This is a genomic window from uncultured Vagococcus sp., from assembly GCF_963518325.1.
In the GTDB taxonomy this organism is placed as follows: domain Bacteria; phylum Bacillota; class Bacilli; order Lactobacillales; family Vagococcaceae; genus Vagococcus_D.
Window position 1 is genome coordinate 45,426 of record NZ_CAUQJB010000005.1, and the last position, 18,352, is coordinate 63,777.

The window sequence follows — 18,352 nt, forward strand, 5'->3', positions numbered from 1 at the left end:
TCTAGCAGAATAATGCGGTTAGGTCAAATTAATTTATCGCAAAAAAAGCCACTATTTTCATTTTCTGAAAATAGTGACTTCCTTTATTTGACTAATGACACCTGAAAAAGGGTTTGGCTTTCAAAGATTTCATTTGGTTGTAAAACGATTGAACCAAAGTGGGGGTGGTTAATCCCATCCGGTAGTTGCTGGGTTTCCAGCGTCACACCGCCATGTTTGACTTGAAAACTATCCTTCATCCTGACTGGCTCATCAATCATGTTACTCGTGTAGACAACCACAGCTGGAGCATCAGTAATCATTTCCAATTTAATCAGTCGCTGACTATCCATTAGTGTCACTTGGGGCTCACTGGCTTTATTTAAGAGAAACGGATGATCATACCCATCTACTAGACGGTTTTGTTCATAATCACTTCTTAACCCCTGACTTATCGCAACAGCCTGCCTAAAATCAAAAGGAGTTCCTTCGACTTGTCGTAGTTCGCCTGTAGGTATTAAAGTATCAGTCAACACACCATATTGGTCGGCATCTAGCGAAAGCAAATGATTGCCAATCTCTTCAGTTCGTTCCTGATTCAAATTGAAATACACATGATTGGTCGGATTAACTAAAGTTGTAGCATCTGTTTTAGCCCGATAATCAATTATCCACTGATCATCGTTAGTCAAAGTATGACTAACAGTCATGTCTAAATTGCCGGGAAAACCATTGTCACCATCCTTTGATAACAGGCTAAAATGAAGGGTTACCTGGTCTTCCTGTTCAGCAATACGTGTTTGCCAAATTCGACTGTCAACACTCTTAGCGCCACCATGCAAACAATTCTTACCTTCATTGTGAAACAGCGGATACCGTTGCCCCTCAAGCGTATAGCTACTGCCAGATAATCTCCCCGCAACACGGCCAATAGTGGCGCCAATATAGCTGTCCTTTTCAGCATATTCCTCGGCAGAGTCAAACCCTAAAACTAAATTACGTCTTTGGTTATTGACATTCAGATAAAAATTAACGATTCTGGCGCCAAAATCTGACAATTCCAAAACCGTGCCACGGTCATTTTCAAGGGTGTATAGACTTGCCTCTTTGCCAAATTTTCTTGTCTGTACGTTCATTTTTCAGCCTCACTGTATAGTCTTTCTGGAAAATATTGTAAATTTATTTCTTTAATCTTCGCCAACTCACATTTAGGTGTCCGATCATATGCTAGTAAGCCGTTAATCTCTTGCTCTACATCTGTCAGTTGGGTGTAACAATAACCATAAAGGGCTTTTGAGCCATAGAGTGCCGACATTATTCGTCCGTACTCACTGACAAATTCATTTGCACCACTGACCGATGTGTAACCCCAACCATCTTGTTCACCAACTTGATAACCAATGCCACCAAATTCCGTTAGCATGATTGGTTCTCCTTGATAACTATAGCCCTCCGCGTAAATCCCCCACTTACCGGGGGCCTGATTGATTAAGTTATCAGCAGTTGCCAAAGTATCGATAAAATGGTCGTACTTTTTAGTTTCAGTAGCGCTACCATGACTGTAATTGTGAATCGCACAAATATCAGTGACGGTCATTTCCCAGCCGTCATTGGAAATCACTAAACGAGAGCGATCCAGTGAATGAATCAGATGATAAATCCCTTCTGAAAAATGTTGCTGCTGCTTATTATGATGAATATCCGGGACGCCCCAGCTCTCATTTAGTGGGACCCATGTGACGATTGACGGATGATTGCGATCACGTTCAATAATTTCAAACCATTCATTTGTTAAACGTTCCACAGCTTTTTCTGTATAGACTGGCGCTGATGCACATTCTCCCCAGACCAAAAATCCCAGTTTGTCCGCCCAATATAAAAAACGTGGATCTTCAACTTTTTGATGCTTGCGGCAACCATTAAAGCCCATTTCTTTAGCCAGTTCAATGTCTCGCTTATAATCCTCATCTGTCGGCGCCGTTAAAAGACCTGTTGGCCAATAGCCTTGATCCAAGACTAAGCGTTGATAATAAGGGTAATTATTAAGAAAAATCATGCCTTTTTCCGTATGGATTTTTCTAAAACCAAAATAGCTCTCAACTTGATCCAACACTCTGTCATCTGAATCAATCAATTTTAATGAAACATCAAACAAATTAGGGGTTTCAGGACTCCAAGTCCACCCATTATCGTGAAAATTACTCCTGAAAATCTTATTTTGGTACAACTCAACTGAACGAGTGACTTCCGAGCTAGTTATAAGTAGCAAATCTGAGGCAATCGCTTCCCCTTGAAAACTAATTTGATAGCACACTTGTTTGCCTACGGCTTCAGCTGGAAAATTAAGACTGATCCCCACTTTTCCGCAGTCCACATCTGGCTGAAACACCACTTGTTTTATATGACTGGCCGCTACTTCCTCTAGCCAAACCGTCTGCCAAATCCCTGTGGAATTAGTATACCAAATGCCTCGCGATTCTTTCTCCCAAAATTGTTTCCCTCGAGGAATCGTTTCATCTGAATGGGGATCATATACTTTTACTACGAGGATTTGTTGTCCCTCTGTCTTTAGATACGCCGTCACATCAAAGGAAAAAGAGGTGTGCCCTCCGATATGACTACCTACATAACTTCCATTCAGAAAAATATCCGCCTGGTAATCCACGGCACCAAAATGTAGCACAACCTTTTTCTCACTGAAATACTCGAAGGCTTTACGATACCAGACAGTATCATGAACTTCTCGTTGATTAATTTGACTAAGTTCTGATTGATAAACAAAAGGAACATTAATCCTTTGTGGTAATGGTACCAGACCTTTATCCCATTTTTTTTCGATTCCTTGATTCTCATCGTCAAAGGCAAATTCCCATTCCCCATTTAAATTAGTCCACTGCTTTCGTTGAAACTGAGGACGTGGGTATTCATTCCGTTTATTCATCATATTCTCCTTACTCGCTGCACTTTATAGCGAGCGACTATATTCATTTGTTCTTATTTTTTTGATTGCTTGACCTTTTGCCACAAGCAACACAATACTTATAACAGCTAAAATCAACCCCAGAATATCCATGACTAGTAATGAAAAAAGTGAGACGACTATCAACCAAACTAGCCATTTTCCAGGGATCTCTTGCGCTTTTAAATAACGCTTAGCAAGTACCAGATTAAATAGACCTAAACCAATTAAGACAGTCCCAAAAAGACTAATAAAAATAAAGGCACTACCAAAAAGCGAATCCATCGCTTTGGCACTTTGATAGGTCATATCTGGCAACTGACTCAGCTGATGTCGCTTAAACAAGCCATAAAAAAGAATGGTAATAACCCCATCTATGATTTGCCAACACCCTAAAGCTCCTACGACACGACGCTCCATTGATAATTTCATTTGCTTACCCCTTTACGCCAGAAGATAAGGACATGGACTCCAAAAAGTATTTTTGAGCAAATAAGTATAATAGAAAGGTTGGTACAATCGCAACAAGTGCTCCCGCCATCAATAACGTTGGCTGAGCTTGATACATTCCTTGAAGTAATTGCAAACCAGGTGTAATCGGCATTTTATCGATATCATTGAAAACAATCGAAGGCCATAAAAAATCATTCCACGAACCGGTAAAAGCAAAAAGTGAAACGACTAATAAAATCGGCTTAATAACAGGTAAAATCACTTTTAAGAAAATCGTCATTTCACCTGCACCATCGATTCGCGCAGCTTCATCAAACTCTTTCGGAATATTATCCATAAATTGTTTGACTAAAAAAATGTTCATAACCCCTGACGCTCCAGGCACAATCATCGCTAATGGGGAATTAACCCAACCAAAAGTGTCGACAATTTTGTAAAGTGGAATTAAATTAACCACACTAGGGAACATCATTGTCGCCATCAAAAAGGCAAATAACTGATTTTTCCCTTTAAATTGCAAACGGCTATAAGCAAAAGCTGAAAAAGAAACCACCACCAACACCAACATCGTATGGCTAACAGAAATGACCAGTGAATTGGTAAACCACTTAATTAATGGGGTACTGGCATTGTTGAAGAGTAATGATGTGTAGTTGGTCATGACCCATTCGGCTGGCAAAAATTTAAAGCCGCCAGTCATAAACTCCATTTCCGACTTAAAAGAGGTGACTCCCCCCCACAATAGCGGAACAATCCAAATAATGGCCATTAGGAATAAGAATAGAAATGCGGCAATCTTTGGGTAACTAATTCTTCCTTTGTTTTTCATCTTCTTATCCTCCTAATCCTTATTTCTTAGTAGCTTAAATTGGATACCGGCCACAATCATAATACAAAAACCTAATAATACAGCCATCGCTGAAGCAATTCCGGCGATTGATTGACCTGAACCAAAGGCATTTTGCTGAATATTCATCAACAGAACTCGTGTTGAATTGGCTGGACCACCGGCTGTTAACATCAGTGGCTGCCCGTACACATTAAATTGGGCAATCGTTGTAATAACCACGGTATATAATAATTGCCCTTTAATGCTTGGTAACGTAATTTTAAAGAACTTCTGCACTGCCGATGCTCCATCAATATCTGCAGCTTCATAAAAATCTTTGGAGATACCGTTTAGCGCAGCCTGATAAATAATCATATTGCCGCCAATCGTCCACCAAACCGTCACCACTACAATCGCCATCCAGGCGTATGGCTGGGTGCCTGTCCAAACAATATCTAAATTGAATAAGTTATTGATCGGCCCGTATGTCACATTAAACATCAGCGTCCAAATAATGACCACTGCTGAAATAGAAAATAATGAGGGCAAATAGAACAAAGATTGGAATAGCTTGCCTAATTTCGGTTTTGCATTGAGGGCCGCTGCTAATAACAACGGAACAATGATACAAAATGGAACTGAAAATATCACAAAGAAAAAGGTATTCTTTAAGCCATTATGAAACTGTTCAAAAAAAGTGGAATCTTTTTGAAAGAGTATCTCTTGGAAATTTTTAAATCCCACAAAGGTTGGCGCATTTACCAAATCCCAATCTGTCATCGAAATATAAATACCAAAAACAACTGGAATCAAGAAGAAGATGACAAATATAAGCAGATGTGGGGCAACAAATAGCCAAGGCATTAATCGTTTATTTATTTTGCTTTTACTAATAGAACCTGTACTTTCCATCCTAATTTCCCCTTTTCATTTAATAGCCAGTCAGCGTGCTCTAACTCGACATTAACCAATTTTATCGTAAGAATTATCACATAATACCAAACAATTTCTTGGTGTAAGCACACTCACACCAAGAAATTCACTTGTCTATTTGCCAGATGAATCTTTTGCCACTTTATCAGACACTTCTTTTTGCATATTCTTAACAGTTTCTTCTACAGGCACTTTACCAAAAACAGCATCCAATCCGTTAGCATCAATAAACTCTGACACATAACCATTGTACTTGTAGTCAAAGATTTTTAATGTCCCTTGTTGCTCAGGAGTTGACAGGTAAAATGATTGAGGCATTTCCAAGTACTCTTTGTCGTCAAGTAAACTTAGGCTTGCTGGATTTTGTCCCGCCTTAGCCCATTCTAAAGAATTATCACGTAACCAATCGATAAAGGCTAGTATCCCTTTTGTTTTTTCATCTGAACGCTCTTTATTTTTAAACATCACGAACTGATGAGAAGAGGACCAGTTAACAGCTTTACTTAAATCATCGGATAACTGAGGAGAATTTGTAAAGCCCCAGTCAATCTTAGCGTCTTTAATATTATTCTGAATCCAGATTCCTTCAGGGAAGAACAATAATTTATTACTGACAAAAAGTTGCGTTGGATCTTCACCGTCTTTTGTCGTTAAGCCTTCTTTTGAAAGAGAAAGCCATTTGTCGAAGGTGTCAATTGCAGCTTGATTATCAAGTGTTGGTTCCGTTCCGTCAGCACTTAATTCACCACCATTTTGAGCATAGAGAGAAAGGAAATTAGGTTTCATCCAAGTAATCGCCAAACCACGAATGTCATCCTTTTTCGCTGCCTTACTGGCTTCTTCAATCTCATCAAAGGTTAAAATATTATCATCTAAAGCCGTCGGCAAGTATTTTTCCAATAATTCTTTGTTATAATACGTTCCCCAGCTATGTATATCCAAAGGCAAGCTGTAACGGCTACCATCTTTTTCGCCTAACTTCCAAGCTTCCGGCACATAATTATCTGCTTTTATTTCTGGGAAATCTTTCAATAGTTCATCATAAGTTAACAACATATCATTGTCCTTATACTGAGTAATACGTTCCGCATGAACAATGTTTAAATCTGGAATATTTTTACCTGAATTAACGACTGTTGGTATTTTGGTGTACATATCACCTTCTTTAAGGGAAACATTTTTAACTTTAAACTCAGGGTTTGTTTTGTTATAATCATCAATCATTTTTTGCATATTGGAGCCGTCTGCTCCAGTAAAAGGATTCCAAAAAGTGATTTCATTCTTTTTGCTCGCTGAGCCTTTATCATCTTTGCTGCTGCCACACCCAACTAATAACAATGATGCCAATGCAGCCACAGCCGCTCCAATAACTACTTTCTTTATCTTCATAACGCTTACCTCCATTTTTTATTAACATAATAGTTAAACTAACTTTATTATCTAACAAGTAATACTGACTAAAATCAGTGATTTTTTCGATACAACCCCCTTACCTTAACTCTAAAGTTAATGGTATAATAAAATCAAAGATTCTATTTGATTAGAATACATATTGGGAGGTTATTATGGAATTAGATATTAGCAAAGACTCGTTACTCGTGTACGAAGTTTTAGCCAGCGAAACTCGACTAAATATCATCAAGTTATTAGGAAAAGAAAAGCGAAACATTTCAGAAATTGCCTCTGCTCTTAATTTAAGTAACGCCATTATCACTCGACACATCCAAAAAATGGAAAAAGCCAATATCATCAAATCTGAAAAAGTTCCAGGTAAATCCGGTATTCAAAAATTGGTCTTTCTCAGTGTAGACGATATTCACATCCGTTTTCCAGAAAAGATTTACCATGCTTTCAATTTGCATAAGACCGAGTTGAAGCTTGGCCACTTCACTAATTTTAATGTCAACCCAACTTGCGGACTAGCTACTACCAACAATATTGTCGGCAAACCCGATGACCCCAAATATTTTATGGAAAGCGACCGGGTTAATGCCGCCCTCCTTTGGTTTTCAAAGGGATTTGTGGAATATAAAATCCCCAATTTATTGCAGGATAATCAACATGCTGAAATGCTTGAAATCAGTTTTGAATTATCTTCTGAGTTCCCTTTGTCAAATAACGTTTGGCCAAGTGACATCAGCATCTATATTAACGATATTAAGATCGGCGTCTACACCGTTCCCGGTAACTTCTCTGATACAAGAGGTCGTTATACACCAACTTGGTGGAACAATCAATTCAGCCAGTATGGCTTACTAAAACACCTGAGAATTAATTCTTTGGATTCAGGCATGGATGGGGAGCCTTTTTCAGCCGTCACGATCAATGACCTTAAGTTGGATCAGCATTCTTTAATCACTTTAAAATTCGCCGTCGAAAGCGATTCTCCCAACGTTGGCGGTCTAACTCTATTTGGCAAAGGGTTTGGAAACCATGATCAAGATATTCTCGTTAACCTTTATTATATTGATAACTAATTTCCACTCTGAGGCTGGGCTATTGTCCTAGCCTCGAATATTTTCTCCCACATTGTTCCTGCTTTTCGAGAGTGCTCGGAGCATGTGTTTGTCTGTAACGAGTTGCCCACCGGGAAAGCAAAACGACTTTATGTCTCAACATTCTTAACTTTTTCGTCTTTCATTCACTTTCTTAACTTTTCTTAAATCAACTTTCGGTTGACGATCAGGCGTTAACAACCCATTAACTTCTTGCTCCACATCGGTTAATTGGGTGTAACAATAACCTGATACATAATCAAGATTTTGGATAGCCTGATGAATCTCATCAAATCGTTTCATAAACGCCTCTTCATCCGCCACCTGATTACCGTATCCCCAGCCATCTTTACTATTAAAAGCGATACCACCGAATTCTGACATAATGATTGGTTGGCCGCCATACTTATAATCTCTAGCAAATGCATAAAAATCCTTATTAAACATTAATTGATTGCTCATTATTTTGTCTCGATCCTCATACCGTTTATTAAACAAAGGAATCAGCTCTTCATAATCGTGTAACGTAATAATATCTGAGATTGTATGAACCCAGCCATCATTGGTAATGACCGGTCGCTCGGAATCAATGGCTTTTGTCAGATAATAGATGCTCTCAGTAAATTTCTGTTGTTTAACGTCCTCATAAATATTGCCAATTCCCCAAGACTCATTAAAGGGTACCCATGTAATAATAGACGGGTGATTATAATTTTGCTTAACAATGCTTAACCATTCATGGGTGAATAACTCGATGGCTTGATCATTGAATTCATACGTCGACGCCATTTCCGACCAAACTAACAGACCATGCTTATCACATAGATAGAGGAATCGTTCATCTTCTGTTTTTTGATGCTTCCTAACTCCGTTATAGCCCATTTCTTTAATTCGCATAATATCCAATTCCAGCGCTTCAACAGAAGGTGGCGTCAAACCAGATTCTTGCCAGTACCCTTGATCAAGAATTAACCGCTGATAAAGACTGTGGCCGTTTAATAAAATTGTCGAGCCCTCAATGGCGATGGACCGCATTCCGAAATAACTATCAACCAAATCGACTGATTGATTGTCCACTAGAAGTTCCACTTTTAAATCGTATAGATTAGGCTCATCTGGCGACCATAAACGCATCCCCCAAGCTGTGTCCAACCTATCCACAACAGATAAACTTATCTGACTTAGTTCTTGGGGCAAGGAACTAGTTGTTTGACTAATCAGATTCCCTTGAAAAGAAATAGTCGAAATTAAGTGATAGTTTTTCTGACGATCAAAATGATTTAATTGAATATCACAGGCCAATGTCTGTTGACTCACATCGGGTGTTAATTTAATCTCACTGATGTGATTAGCTGCTACTTTCTCTAACCAGACTGATTTCCAAATACCTGTAGTTTGAATATACCAACAACCGAAGTTATCTTTCAACCATCGTTGTTTCCCTCTTGGCTGTGAGCATAGCATAGTGTCTTCTACTCTAACTACCAAACTTACTTTATCTTTTTTGCCACTGATTTGAAAACTAAACCGACTGTAACCACCCCGGTGATCGCCCAGCTTCTCACCATCAATCCAGACTTGGCTGTAATGATCGGCTCCTTCAAAGTGAAGTAAGTAGTCTTGACCTTCTTCTAATTCCACTTCTTTTCGATACCAGACTATTGAAATAAATTCTTCTTGATGAATGCCACTTAGCTCTGTTTCATATGAAAAAGGCACGTTGATGATATCACTGCCGAGCCAGTTTTTATACCACTGTTCTTTCACCCCACTGTCAGTTTCATCAAACTTAAACGACCATTCGCCGTCTAACATGACCCACTCTTTTCGTGTCAGTTGCGGTCGTGGATGCGTGCTACTCAAGGTACTCATCTTCTTCCTCCTTATTTAACTATAAAGTAAAACAAAAAATAATACTTTTACTAAATTATATACTAAACAGCTGTTAAAAATAATATATACCAGTTCATAACGGTTGTCAAGCGCTTTCAATCATTTAACTTTATCGTTAACCCCGAAGTGAATCAAGGTATAAAAAAACGGAAGAGTTTAACTTTAAAGTTAAACTCTTCCGTTTTTTTATACGGATAAAACCAAAAATGCTTTATCCTCAGTTATTTTAAACTGATGACACATTCACCTAAACAGCCGTCATTGAGATACATACTAATCTTATCTCCATCTGTTAGCCCACCTACTCCGGCTGGGGTCCCAGTAAAAATGATATCTCCTGCTTTCAGATCAAACTGCTCCCAGCAATTAGCTAACAACTCTTCTAAATTAAAAATCATTAACTGCGTATTTCCCCTTTGGACAATTTGATCATTAATTCTCAATTGAAAGTTTGTCTCACCAAAATCACCTAGACTAGAATAAGGCACTCCCTCTGTCAAAACGGCACTATTCTTAAATCCTTTCGACCTTAACCACGGCAACCCCTTAGCTTTCAATTGACTTTGAAGGTCTCTCAGAGTTAAATCCAAACCTAAAGCGACGGTTCCCACCAATGTTTCTAATGGCTGATTTGGCAAATAATCAGCCTTCATTTGAATAACTAACTCCACTTCATAATGAATCTCCCCTTGATCCTTAGGAAGAATAATACGCTGATCTTGGCCACAAACCACCACACTGTGGGATGGTTTCATAAACCAAACCGGCTCTTTAGGTCGTTGGTTATTTAATTCCTCAATATGAGCTTGATAATTACGACCCACACAAAATACATTACCAATTGATTCCACTTAATCCCTCCATCATGACTTTATCTGGAAAATCAAAGAGGATGAGACCTTTGCCCCACCCTCCTTTTTAGTCCTATGTTGCTACTGATTAAATTAAGCGTACTTACTTAAAATAGAGGTCAATTGCTCTTTACGATGAACACCGACTAAGGTTTCAACAACTTCTCCATCTTTTTTTACAAGTAAGGTTGGGATACTTTGAATCCCAAATTGAGCCGCTGTTGCGGGATTTTCATCCACATCCATTTTCGCAAATGTTACACTGTCCATCTCACCTGCTAATTCATCGATGATAGGTCCTTGCATGCGACACGGGCCACACCAAGGTGCCCAAAAATCAACTAAAACCACGCCACTGTTTGTATCTGACGCAAAGCTATTATCCGTTACTGTTTTTACCATAGTTATTTCCTCCTATTTTGAAGAGTTTTTTAAGCTGGGGCCTCATTGATCCATCCCACTAAGGAATGTTTTTTTGAAGTCGAGCTAGAAAACTCACCTATTTCAACTGAGTTACTCTCTTTACACTATTGATTATAACAAAGCTTTTTCCTTTTCTCTAATAATTGGATTGCGCAGTCTTCCATTACTTAAATTGAACAATGGTTGCGCCACTGCCACCTTGGTTATGAGGTGCAAGTTCAAACTTTTTCACACTGCGATGATTTTTCAAATAATCGGTAATTCCCGTTCTAAGGGCTCCGGTTCCTTTGCCATGAACAATTGTCACTTGAGAATAACCGGCTAAAATAGCAGCATCTAAATACTGGTCAACCTCTTGGAGAGCATCCTCATACCGTTGCCCCCGTAAATCTAATTGAGTAGAGACTCGTGGTCCGCCATTACTGCGAACAGCGATAGTCTTCTGCGGTACTTCTTTTTCCGGTTCCAACAGTGTCATACCATCTTCACTGACATTCATCTTTAAAATTCCCAGTTGAACTTGCCACTCATTGTTGCTTGTTTTTTGAAGTAATGTGCCTCGCTGGCCAAAGGCTTGAACCATCACATCATCACCCGCTTGGAATTTTTTCTTCTCTTTCGCTTTTTGCAAAACTTTATTTTGTTGCAAATGGTTTTCGTCCTGATACAACTGGGAAATTTTCGACCGCGCCTCAATCAGTTCATGTTCTTTCACATTACCACTACCACCAGCCAATTGCATCTTGCGAATATCATTAATAAGGCCTTCTGCTTTTTCTTCCGCTTCTCGGATAATTTCATTGGCTTTTTGTTTAGCAACTGCTAGTTCTTTTTCCCGTTCTTCAAAGAAATAACCATAGGCATTTTCTAGTTCTCGATGCAAGCGCTCCGCTTCATCAACATAGTGCCTAACTTCTAAATACTCAGTTTCAGCCATTTTGCGACGGCTTTCTAAATCAGCAATCATTTCGTTTAAATCCTGACTTTCACCATCAAGTATTTGTTTGGCTTCTTCAATCACACTATGATCAAGCCCAAGGCGTTTGGAAATTTCAAAGGCATTGCTTCGACCAGGCACACCAATTAATAGTTTGTAAGTGGGGCTTAAGGTGTCCACGTCGAATTCCATGCTAGCATTAATGGTTCCTGCACGATTGTAACCATAAACTTTTAATTCAGGATAATGAGTCGTCGCCATCACATAAGCACTCTTTGCACCTACATTATCCAAAATGGAAATGGCAAGGGCCGCGCCTTCTTGAGGATCTGTCCCGGCTCCTAACTCATCAAACAAAACTAAACTGTCACTGTCAACTTTAGTCAAAATATCAACAATATTAGTCATGTGAGAGGAGAAGGTACTTAAATTTTGCTCAATCGATTGCTCATCGCCGATATCTGCATAGATACCATTGAAGACTGCAATCGAACTTCCCTCTGCCGCCGTAATCGGCAAGCCAGACTGTCCCATTAACTGCAACAAGCCCAAGGTTTTTAAGGTGATCGTTTTACCACCCGTGTTAGGTCCTGTGATCAGGACCGCCTGGAAACCCTTGCCAATCGTAATATCATTGGCAACTACCTTTTCAATCGGAATCAATGGGTGACGCGCCAAATGAAGGTCAACTTGTTTAACCTCACTTAAGGCTGGCACCACCGCCTCGTACTTTTTACCAAACTCTGCCTTTGCTTGAATAAAATCCAGTTTTCCAAGGACATAAGCGTTATGCAAAATTTCTTGACGATAAGGAGCTAACTCATTAGATAATTCTCCTAAGATTCGCTCAATTTCCTGACGTTCTGCTATTTGATGCTGACGCAATTTATTGTTTAGTTCTACCACTTGTTTTGGTTCCACAAAAACCGTTTGACCGGAGGCACTTTGATCGTGAACGACTCCTCCAAACATGCTGCGGTACTCGGATTTAACTGGAATCACGTAGCGATCATTTCGCATAGTCACAAGAGCATCACTAAGATACTTGGCATTTTTTCCACGAATCAAATTATCCAACTGCTCCCGAATACTTTGTTCACTTCGCCTAATTTGCGAGCGAATGGTTTTTAAATCCGCTGAGGCTTCATCCGTAATCCGCCCATCTTCTTCCACAGACTCACGAATCCTACGAGACAAACTGGGAATCGTCACCATTTGTTCGACCCACTCATAAAGACGATGTAACTCTATTTCAGCGTCCCTTAAGTCTTCAAAAAACCGAGTCAATTCGGAGGTTGTTTGCAAAACACGTCCGACTTGAGCAATTTCAATCCCATTTAACATGGCGCCAATCTCAATTCGTTTCATATGAGGACGAATATTCTCCAGTTTAGGTATCGGAATACCACCACGAAGACGTAAAATCTTAGCGCCGTCCTCAGTTTCCAATAACCAACCAGCAATCGTCTGACGGTCACTAACCGGTTCTAAAGACAAAACTTCCTCTTGTCCAAGTGCTGTTCTGGTCAATTCTTTTAGTAGAGCCTTAATTTTTTCGAACTCCAAGGTTTTTAATATTTTTTGATTCATTTCTTCACTTCCATTTCTTAGGAGGCTGACTTCCTAGTTAATTGACTGAAATCCCCTCAAACACCTGATAAACACTCCTACTTTTATGAGACAAGCTAGCTAGCAGAATAAAGGAAAAAGCCCCACTTTCTCTATCCTAAGAAAAGCCGAACGATTCCCGTTCAGCTTAATATTACCCCACTGCATTCAACCACCAAATAACCACTTGATTTGAAAAATAAGGGGTACTGTCAACAATAAAACGAGCAATTCCACTACTTCTGAACAGATTCTGAATAAAATCTACTGGAATCATTGCTAAAACTGACAGAGCAAAAAAGAGTCCCACATAAACAATGACGAAACTTAAAATACCCCCACCAAGTAAATTAACTTGTTTAACCAATGGAAAAAATGTCAAATTATGGCACAATATACCAATAAAACGAGTGATTAACCAACCGATGAACAAGATCAGCAGAAAAGCCAAACCAGCATAAAAGGCCTCGTCTAACTTAAATAAACTATCTCCTTCAAAGAAAACCAATTTGCTATCGGGAGTGGGTGCCGGATAGGGAACCAACAACTCAATTTTTTTAGCCAAAACTAAATAATACTTTTTAGCCATGGCTAATGACAAGATGTAGCCAACCGTTAAGATAATTTGCATAACTAGACCGCGACGAACACCCGTGTAAAATGCCACCGCTAGAGCGATAATAATAACTATTGTTAACATATATTTAACCTTTTCCTTTTTAAGTCTTTGTTCGGCTCCTTTGTACTACCCTTTTTTATTAGAGAGCTTAGCCGCATTCTGTTGTATCTTTTCAATCACTTGTTGATTCATGATTTTTTGTACATCGACAGGCGAGATGTTCTCTGTTTCTTTTCCCGTACTTGCCAAGGCTTTTCTTGCTTGACTTTCCATTTCATCATAACGCTGCAACCGAGATTCTAACTCTTCAACATGTCTTACTTTTTCACGTAGTTCACTGATTTCTTTTTCTAAATATAAGATTTTTTCTTCTTTTTTCAATTGATCCGAAATTGAGTTAATCGCCAATAATATTGACGCTTGAGCTAAATCCGTATTAGGAGAGAGTGCCATAATTTCTTGCAGCTGATCATTCGCAAGTTCTGTGACAATATCCATATGAGTTTTACTTTCACTGCCAATAATAGTATATGTGTTATTTGCGATTTTCGCTTTATATCTTTTTTTCTCTTGAGACATACCGAATCCTCCATTATTCTATCTATATATCCTGTTATAAAATTGTAAGGCACTTTTCCTTAGCCAACTAACAACTAATTTAGGCACCCCCTACAATTGTTCCCTTTTGTGAGTGGATATATCTGTCCGAATGAGTCAACGGAATCCATATATCCATAGTTTACCATGGATTTTTCCGATAATTACATAAAAAACCCTGATTTACGCTTATTTTAAACCTTTATCTATTATAAATTAGATTAATTGAATTTACAAACCCTATTGACCCATTTGAGATTTCTCTCAAAATTGTTTAGAATAGAAAGAGAGGATACTTAAGGAAAGAAGAGGACATTACATGACAAATTCATGCGTTATTAAAGTTTCTCCTGCTACCATCAAGAAGATGGCCGCTCATTATCAAGGAAGTTTTAAAGCAAAGACACCACCTTACGCTGAATTTTCAGCCAAAATCGGCGGTTTAACAATTACAGCGTACAACTCTGGAAAAGTTATGTTCCAAGGAGCTGGCGCTGAAGCCGAAGCCAGTAAATGGGGAGAGTTGGCTAGTGGCACACCGAAAAAAAATTCGACAAGCACTAGCTTACCAAAAGACTTTGCTAACTGGTCCGTTGTTGGAAGTGATGAAGTCGGCAATGGTAGTTACTTTGGCCCAGTGGTTGTTTGTGCCACCTATGTTGAAAAAAAACAAATGCCTTTATTAAAAGAACTAGGTGTCCGTGATTCCAAAGAATTAACGGATAAACAAATTCGCTTAATCGCCAATGACATTAAACTGGCAGTCCCATATCATGAGTTAATCGTCACCCCAGAAAAGTACAACCAAATTCAGCCGGACTATAATGTTAATCGCATGAAAGTCGCCTTACATAATCAGGCTATTTATCTGTTATTACAAGAAATAGCCCCCATTAAACCCGAAGGCATACTAATCGATCAATTTACACCAGAAAATAACTATCGAAAGCATTTGGCACGAGAAAAAAATCAGGTCAAAGAAAAAATTTACTTCACCACAAAAGGAGAACAGTATCACTTATCCGTTGCTGCTGCCTCAATTATTTGCCGCGCTAGCTTTCTGGATGCCTTGGATCAAGCCAGTAAGGAATTAGGGATGGTTATCCCTTCAGGAGCTGGTCCAAAATCAGATGTGGCTGGTGCTAAACTATTAAAGCGTGGCGGAATGACTTTACTAGGTAAATACGCTAAACTCCATTTTGCCAATACTCAGAAAGCCCAGAGGAAATTAAATTAATTCCTCCCAGTTAACACTCAGACCTTGTCAACATATCAAAGAGACCGCCTACCGATATCGGTAGGCGGTCTCTTCTCTTAATTATGCTTGTTCTTCGTCTTCAATAAATGCGTTAAAGACTTCTTCAATCATGTCCCACTCAGCATCTGTTTCGATGTTACGTAAGTCACCTTCAGTACTGCCTTCAGCTTCGATATACTCATAAGCTAAAAGCTCAACTTCGACTTGCTCATCGTCTTCTTCAACCCCAGCTGGGAAAAGTAAAACGTATTGCTTGTTAGCAAATTCTTCTTCGCCATCAATCGTCAATAAAATTTCAAATAACGATTCAGTACCCTCTTCGTCAATTAATGTAATATACTCGTGGTCATGATCGTGATCATGATCATGGTTATGATCGTGTGACATCTATTTTTTCCTCTTTTCTCGTCATTACTTCAGCTTATATTATAGCCTAACTTAAACCATTTGCCTATTGTTATCAACCGATTAATTGCTATGTTTGTCTAAGTAGTTTTGTAAAATCATGACTGCGGCTAACTTATCAATCACTTTTTTTCGTTTATTGCGAGAAACATTGCCTTGTTCGACTAACATCCGCTCGGCCTCAACTGTTGTTAAACGCTCATCCTGATAAGCGACTGGTAAGCCAGAAAGCTTTTCCAATGAAGCGCCATAAGTCATGGAAGCTTCAGCCCGCGGTCCGATAGAATTGTTCATGTTTTTAGGTAAGCCAATGACAATTTGCGTCACGCGATACTCAGCAATCAACTCCAATACTCGGTCAAAACCGAATTCATCAGCCGCCTCATTAATTCTGATAATCTCTATTCCCTGGGCCGTCCAACCGAGAGGATCACTAACAGCAACTCCAACCGTTTTCGATCCCACATCTAAACCAATCATTCTCATTTAAATTCTATTCCGTGACCGGATAAATAATTTTTTACTAACTCTTCCATAATCTCATCTCGTTCGTGACGACGTATGAGATTTCTGGCGTCTTGATAGCGAGGAATATACGCTGGATCTCCTGATAATAAATACCCTACAATTTGATTAATCGGGTTGTAACCTTTTTCTTCTAATGCACGGTAGACAGTTGATAATGTCTCACTTACTTCTTGCTTACGATGATCATTAAAATCGAAACGCACGGTTTCATCTGTAAAACTCATCCATCTCCACCTCTTTTCTTTAAATAGTCATCTCCATTTTACAAGAAATAACGGCAAACTACAAACAATATCGTGACTTTCAAGCAGTTTGACCAGAACCTTAGTCAAATCTTCAACATTTTTTCATATTTGAAGCTCTTAAGCGTAAAAAGCCAAAGTATATTTCAACTTTGGCTTTACCTTATTTAGATTCTTCAGTTGAGCTTTCTTTGGCAGAACTTTCAGCTGCACTATCTTTAGTTGAGCTTTCTTTGGTTGAGCTCTCTTTAGCTTTACTTTCCTTAGCAGAGCTTTCTGCAGTTGAGCTAGCTTTGGTTTCTTCTTCGATATAGCCAGCAAGAACGCCTTTCAAGGCTTCGTCCTTGATCTTAACGTTAGCAGCCTTTAACTCTTTACTAATAACTTCTTGTTGGAACGCTTGGTCTGATAATTTAGCCGTTGTTGCAATTTCTTTTAATTCTTTTTTAAATGGTTCCATGTCGTTACCTTTGTCTTGTGGTTTAACCATTTTAACAATGTAATACGTCGTTGTTTCAGTCATACCATTGTTACCGACAACTGGAATTAATGCTGATACTTCATCTTTTTTCAATTTAAAAGCAGCTTCTTGCACTTCTGCCGGAACTTCGGTGGTTGTTGAATCAAATGTCACTTTGCCGTTTTCAGTACTTGACGGTGCTGTTGAATTTTCTTTTGCTAATTTACCAAAGTCATCGCCTTTGTTAGCTTTTTCCAAAACTTCTTTCGCTTTTGCTTCATCGTCCATTGCAATCAATTGAACTTCAACTTCTGGATGGAATGTTTTCCATGTTTCTTTTAAGTCAGCATCTGTTATTTTGATATGAGATTTCATCATCGCTTCAAAGGCTAAGCTTTTTTTCAATTGTGCTTTATAGGAAGCTTCGGTCATGCCGGCAGATTTTAATGCATCTTTAAAGGTATCTGCATCTCCATATTGCTCTTGTGATTCTTTATATTTTGCATCAACCTCTTTTTTATCCACTTTGTCACCAAAACCTAATTCAGCCACTTTAAAGATAATTGATGTACTCAACGCTTGTTGATTGGCATCTTGTGTTTTAATCTCATCAAAAAAGGCTTCTTGAGTGATTTTGCCGCCTTTCATTGTTACTAATTCTGTGCCGCTATTAGAGCAGGCTGCTAATGTAATCACGCTGAATAACCCTACAATAGCCAAGGCTAATTTCTTTTTCTTCATTATTGCACTTCCATTTCATTTTAATTTAATCCTAGTAAAAAATAATTCCACCTCAATAACTATACCATAAACGAGTACAGAAACAACTACCTCTCTCGTAGTTTTTAGAATGAAATCAAAGAAAATTCACGAAAAAGCTAAA

The 18,352-nt window shown here is 38.8% G+C and carries 18 protein-coding genes; 2 read left to right on the forward strand and 16 right to left on the reverse strand.

From position 1 onward, the window contains the following. Nucleotides 1-83: 83 nt before the first annotated feature. From RWN13_RS06415 to RWN13_RS06440, 6 genes are all read right to left on the reverse strand, one after another. The gene (locus RWN13_RS06415) at nt 84-1,115 is read right to left on the reverse strand and encodes an aldose epimerase family protein (RefSeq protein ID WP_314061632.1); all 1,032 of its coding nucleotides are present in this window, start codon (nt 1,113-1,115) and stop codon (nt 84-86) included. Continuing rightward, complete coding sequence (locus RWN13_RS06420) at nt 1,112-2,920, reverse strand: sugar-binding domain-containing protein (RefSeq protein ID WP_314061633.1); 1,809 nt, start codon at nt 2,918-2,920, stop codon at nt 1,112-1,114. Before RWN13_RS06420 ends, RWN13_RS06415 begins: the two co-directional genes overlap by 4 nt. Nucleotides 2,921-2,944: 24 nt before the next feature. Continuing rightward, nucleotides 2,945-3,370 carry a hypothetical protein gene (locus RWN13_RS06425; protein ID WP_314061635.1) on the reverse strand — a complete coding sequence of 142 codons (426 nt, stop codon included), beginning with the start codon at nt 3,368-3,370 and terminating at the stop codon, nt 2,945-2,947. Between the two features lie 4 nt (nt 3,371-3,374). Then, a complete protein-coding gene (locus RWN13_RS06430; protein ID WP_314061637.1) occupies nt 3,375-4,220 on the reverse strand; it encodes a carbohydrate ABC transporter permease in 846 nt (281 codons plus the stop codon). 12 nt (nt 4,221-4,232) lie between these two features. Next, nucleotides 4,233-5,132 (reverse strand): sugar ABC transporter permease, encoded by a 900-nt coding sequence (locus RWN13_RS06435; protein WP_314061639.1) that lies wholly within the window; start codon nt 5,130-5,132, stop codon nt 4,233-4,235. A 135-nt stretch (nt 5,133-5,267) separates the two neighbouring features. Beyond that, nucleotides 5,268-6,542 carry an extracellular solute-binding protein gene (locus tag RWN13_RS06440; protein ID WP_314061641.1) on the reverse strand — a complete coding sequence of 425 codons (1,275 nt, stop codon included), beginning with the start codon at nt 6,540-6,542 and terminating at the stop codon, nt 5,268-5,270. 176 nt (nt 6,543-6,718) lie between these two features. On the opposite strand from RWN13_RS06440, the gene RWN13_RS06445 reads away from it, so the two are divergent. Then, nucleotides 6,719-7,630, forward strand: a complete 912-nt coding sequence (locus RWN13_RS06445; protein ID WP_314061643.1) for an ArsR family transcriptional regulator — start codon at nt 6,719-6,721, stop codon at nt 7,628-7,630. Between the two features lie 144 nt (nt 7,631-7,774). On the opposite strand, the gene RWN13_RS06450 is transcribed toward RWN13_RS06445, so the two are convergent. The 6 genes from RWN13_RS06450 to zapA form a co-directional block, all read right to left on the reverse strand. After that, nucleotides 7,775-9,520, reverse strand: coding sequence for a glycoside hydrolase family 2 TIM barrel-domain containing protein (locus RWN13_RS06450; protein WP_314061645.1), 1,746 nt, complete (start codon nt 9,518-9,520; stop codon nt 7,775-7,777). Nucleotides 9,521-9,762: 242 nt separating this feature from the next. Next, on the reverse strand, nt 9,763-10,392 hold the full coding sequence (locus RWN13_RS06455) for a fumarylacetoacetate hydrolase family protein (RefSeq protein ID WP_314061646.1): 630 nt from the start codon (nt 10,390-10,392) through the stop codon (nt 9,763-9,765). 93 nt (nt 10,393-10,485) lie between these two features. After that, complete coding sequence (gene trxA, locus RWN13_RS06460; protein WP_314061647.1) at nt 10,486-10,794, reverse strand: thioredoxin; 309 nt, start codon at nt 10,792-10,794, stop codon at nt 10,486-10,488. Nucleotides 10,795-10,978: 184 nt separating this feature from the next. Next, nucleotides 10,979-13,342, reverse strand: coding sequence for an endonuclease MutS2 (locus RWN13_RS06465; RefSeq protein WP_314061648.1), 2,364 nt, complete (start codon nt 13,340-13,342; stop codon nt 10,979-10,981). A 172-nt stretch (nt 13,343-13,514) separates the two neighbouring features. After that, on the reverse strand, nt 13,515-14,060 hold the full coding sequence (locus RWN13_RS06470) for a CvpA family protein (RefSeq protein WP_314061649.1): 546 nt from the start codon (nt 14,058-14,060) through the stop codon (nt 13,515-13,517). Between the two features lie 45 nt (nt 14,061-14,105). Then, a complete protein-coding gene (zapA, locus tag RWN13_RS06475; protein ID WP_314061650.1) occupies nt 14,106-14,558 on the reverse strand; it encodes a cell division protein ZapA in 453 nt (150 codons plus the stop codon). Between the two features lie 337 nt (nt 14,559-14,895). Here zapA and rnhC point away from each other — a divergent pair, with 337 nt between their 5' ends. Continuing rightward, nucleotides 14,896-15,813 carry a ribonuclease HIII gene (rnhC, locus tag RWN13_RS06480; protein WP_314061651.1) on the forward strand — a complete coding sequence of 306 codons (918 nt, stop codon included), beginning with the start codon at nt 14,896-14,898 and terminating at the stop codon, nt 15,811-15,813. 81 nt (nt 15,814-15,894) lie between these two features. On the opposite strand, the gene RWN13_RS06485 is transcribed toward rnhC, so the two are convergent. The 4 genes from RWN13_RS06485 to RWN13_RS06500 form a co-directional block, all read right to left on the reverse strand. Further along, the gene (locus RWN13_RS06485; RefSeq protein WP_314061652.1) at nt 15,895-16,221 is read right to left on the reverse strand and encodes a DUF1292 domain-containing protein; all 327 of its coding nucleotides are present in this window, start codon (nt 16,219-16,221) and stop codon (nt 15,895-15,897) included. Between the two features lie 81 nt (nt 16,222-16,302). After that, nucleotides 16,303-16,725 (reverse strand): Holliday junction resolvase RuvX, encoded by a 423-nt coding sequence (gene ruvX / locus RWN13_RS06490; protein WP_314061653.1) that lies wholly within the window; start codon nt 16,723-16,725, stop codon nt 16,303-16,305. Next, entirely contained in the window at nt 16,722-16,991 is a 270-nt protein-coding gene (locus tag RWN13_RS06495; protein WP_314061654.1) for an IreB family regulatory phosphoprotein, read from the reverse strand. The genes ruvX and RWN13_RS06495 overlap by 4 nt, the downstream gene beginning before the upstream one ends. A 181-nt stretch (nt 16,992-17,172) precedes the next feature. After that, entirely contained in the window at nt 17,173-18,210 is a 1,038-nt protein-coding gene (locus tag RWN13_RS06500) for a peptidylprolyl isomerase (protein WP_314061655.1), read from the reverse strand. Nucleotides 18,211-18,352 lie beyond the last annotated feature (142 nt).

Coding starts and splice junctions, on each gene's coding strand:
- RWN13_RS06485 (WP_314061652.1), bottom strand. CDS start 16,221: ATGTCACACGATCATAACCATGATCATGATCACGATCATGACCACGAG.
- RWN13_RS06415 (WP_314061632.1), bottom strand. CDS start 1,115: ATGAACGTACAGACAAGAAAATTTGGCAAAGAGGCAAGTCTATACACC.
- RWN13_RS06495 (WP_314061654.1), bottom strand. CDS start 16,991: ATGAGTTTTACAGATGAAACCGTGCGTTTCGATTTTAATGATCATCGT.
- RWN13_RS06445 (WP_314061643.1), top strand. CDS start 6,719: ATGGAATTAGATATTAGCAAAGACTCGTTACTCGTGTACGAAGTTTTA.
- RWN13_RS06465 (WP_314061648.1), bottom strand. CDS start 13,342: ATGAATCAAAAAATATTAAAAACCTTGGAGTTCGAAAAAATTAAGGCT.
- RWN13_RS06500 (WP_314061655.1), bottom strand. CDS start 18,210: ATGAAGAAAAAGAAATTAGCCTTGGCTATTGTAGGGTTATTCAGCGTG.
- RWN13_RS06435 (WP_314061639.1), bottom strand. CDS start 5,132: ATGGAAAGTACAGGTTCTATTAGTAAAAGCAAAATAAATAAACGATTA.
- ruvX (WP_314061653.1), bottom strand. CDS start 16,725: ATGAGAATGATTGGTTTAGATGTGGGATCGAAAACGGTTGGAGTTGCT.
- zapA (WP_314061650.1), bottom strand. CDS start 14,558: ATGTCTCAAGAGAAAAAAAGATATAAAGCGAAAATCGCAAATAACACA.
- RWN13_RS06450 (WP_314061645.1), bottom strand. CDS start 9,520: ATGAGTACCTTGAGTAGCACGCATCCACGACCGCAACTGACACGAAAA.
- RWN13_RS06440 (WP_314061641.1), bottom strand. CDS start 6,542: ATGAAGATAAAGAAAGTAGTTATTGGAGCGGCTGTGGCTGCATTGGCA.
- trxA (WP_314061647.1), bottom strand. CDS start 10,794: ATGGTAAAAACAGTAACGGATAATAGCTTTGCGTCAGATACAAACAGT.
- RWN13_RS06430 (WP_314061637.1), bottom strand. CDS start 4,220: ATGAAAAACAAAGGAAGAATTAGTTACCCAAAGATTGCCGCATTTCTA.
- rnhC (WP_314061651.1), top strand. CDS start 14,896: ATGACAAATTCATGCGTTATTAAAGTTTCTCCTGCTACCATCAAGAAG.
- RWN13_RS06420 (WP_314061633.1), bottom strand. CDS start 2,920: ATGAATAAACGGAATGAATACCCACGTCCTCAGTTTCAACGAAAGCAG.
- RWN13_RS06425 (WP_314061635.1), bottom strand. CDS start 3,370: ATGAAATTATCAATGGAGCGTCGTGTCGTAGGAGCTTTAGGGTGTTGG.
- RWN13_RS06470 (WP_314061649.1), bottom strand. CDS start 14,060: ATGTTAACAATAGTTATTATTATCGCTCTAGCGGTGGCATTTTACACG.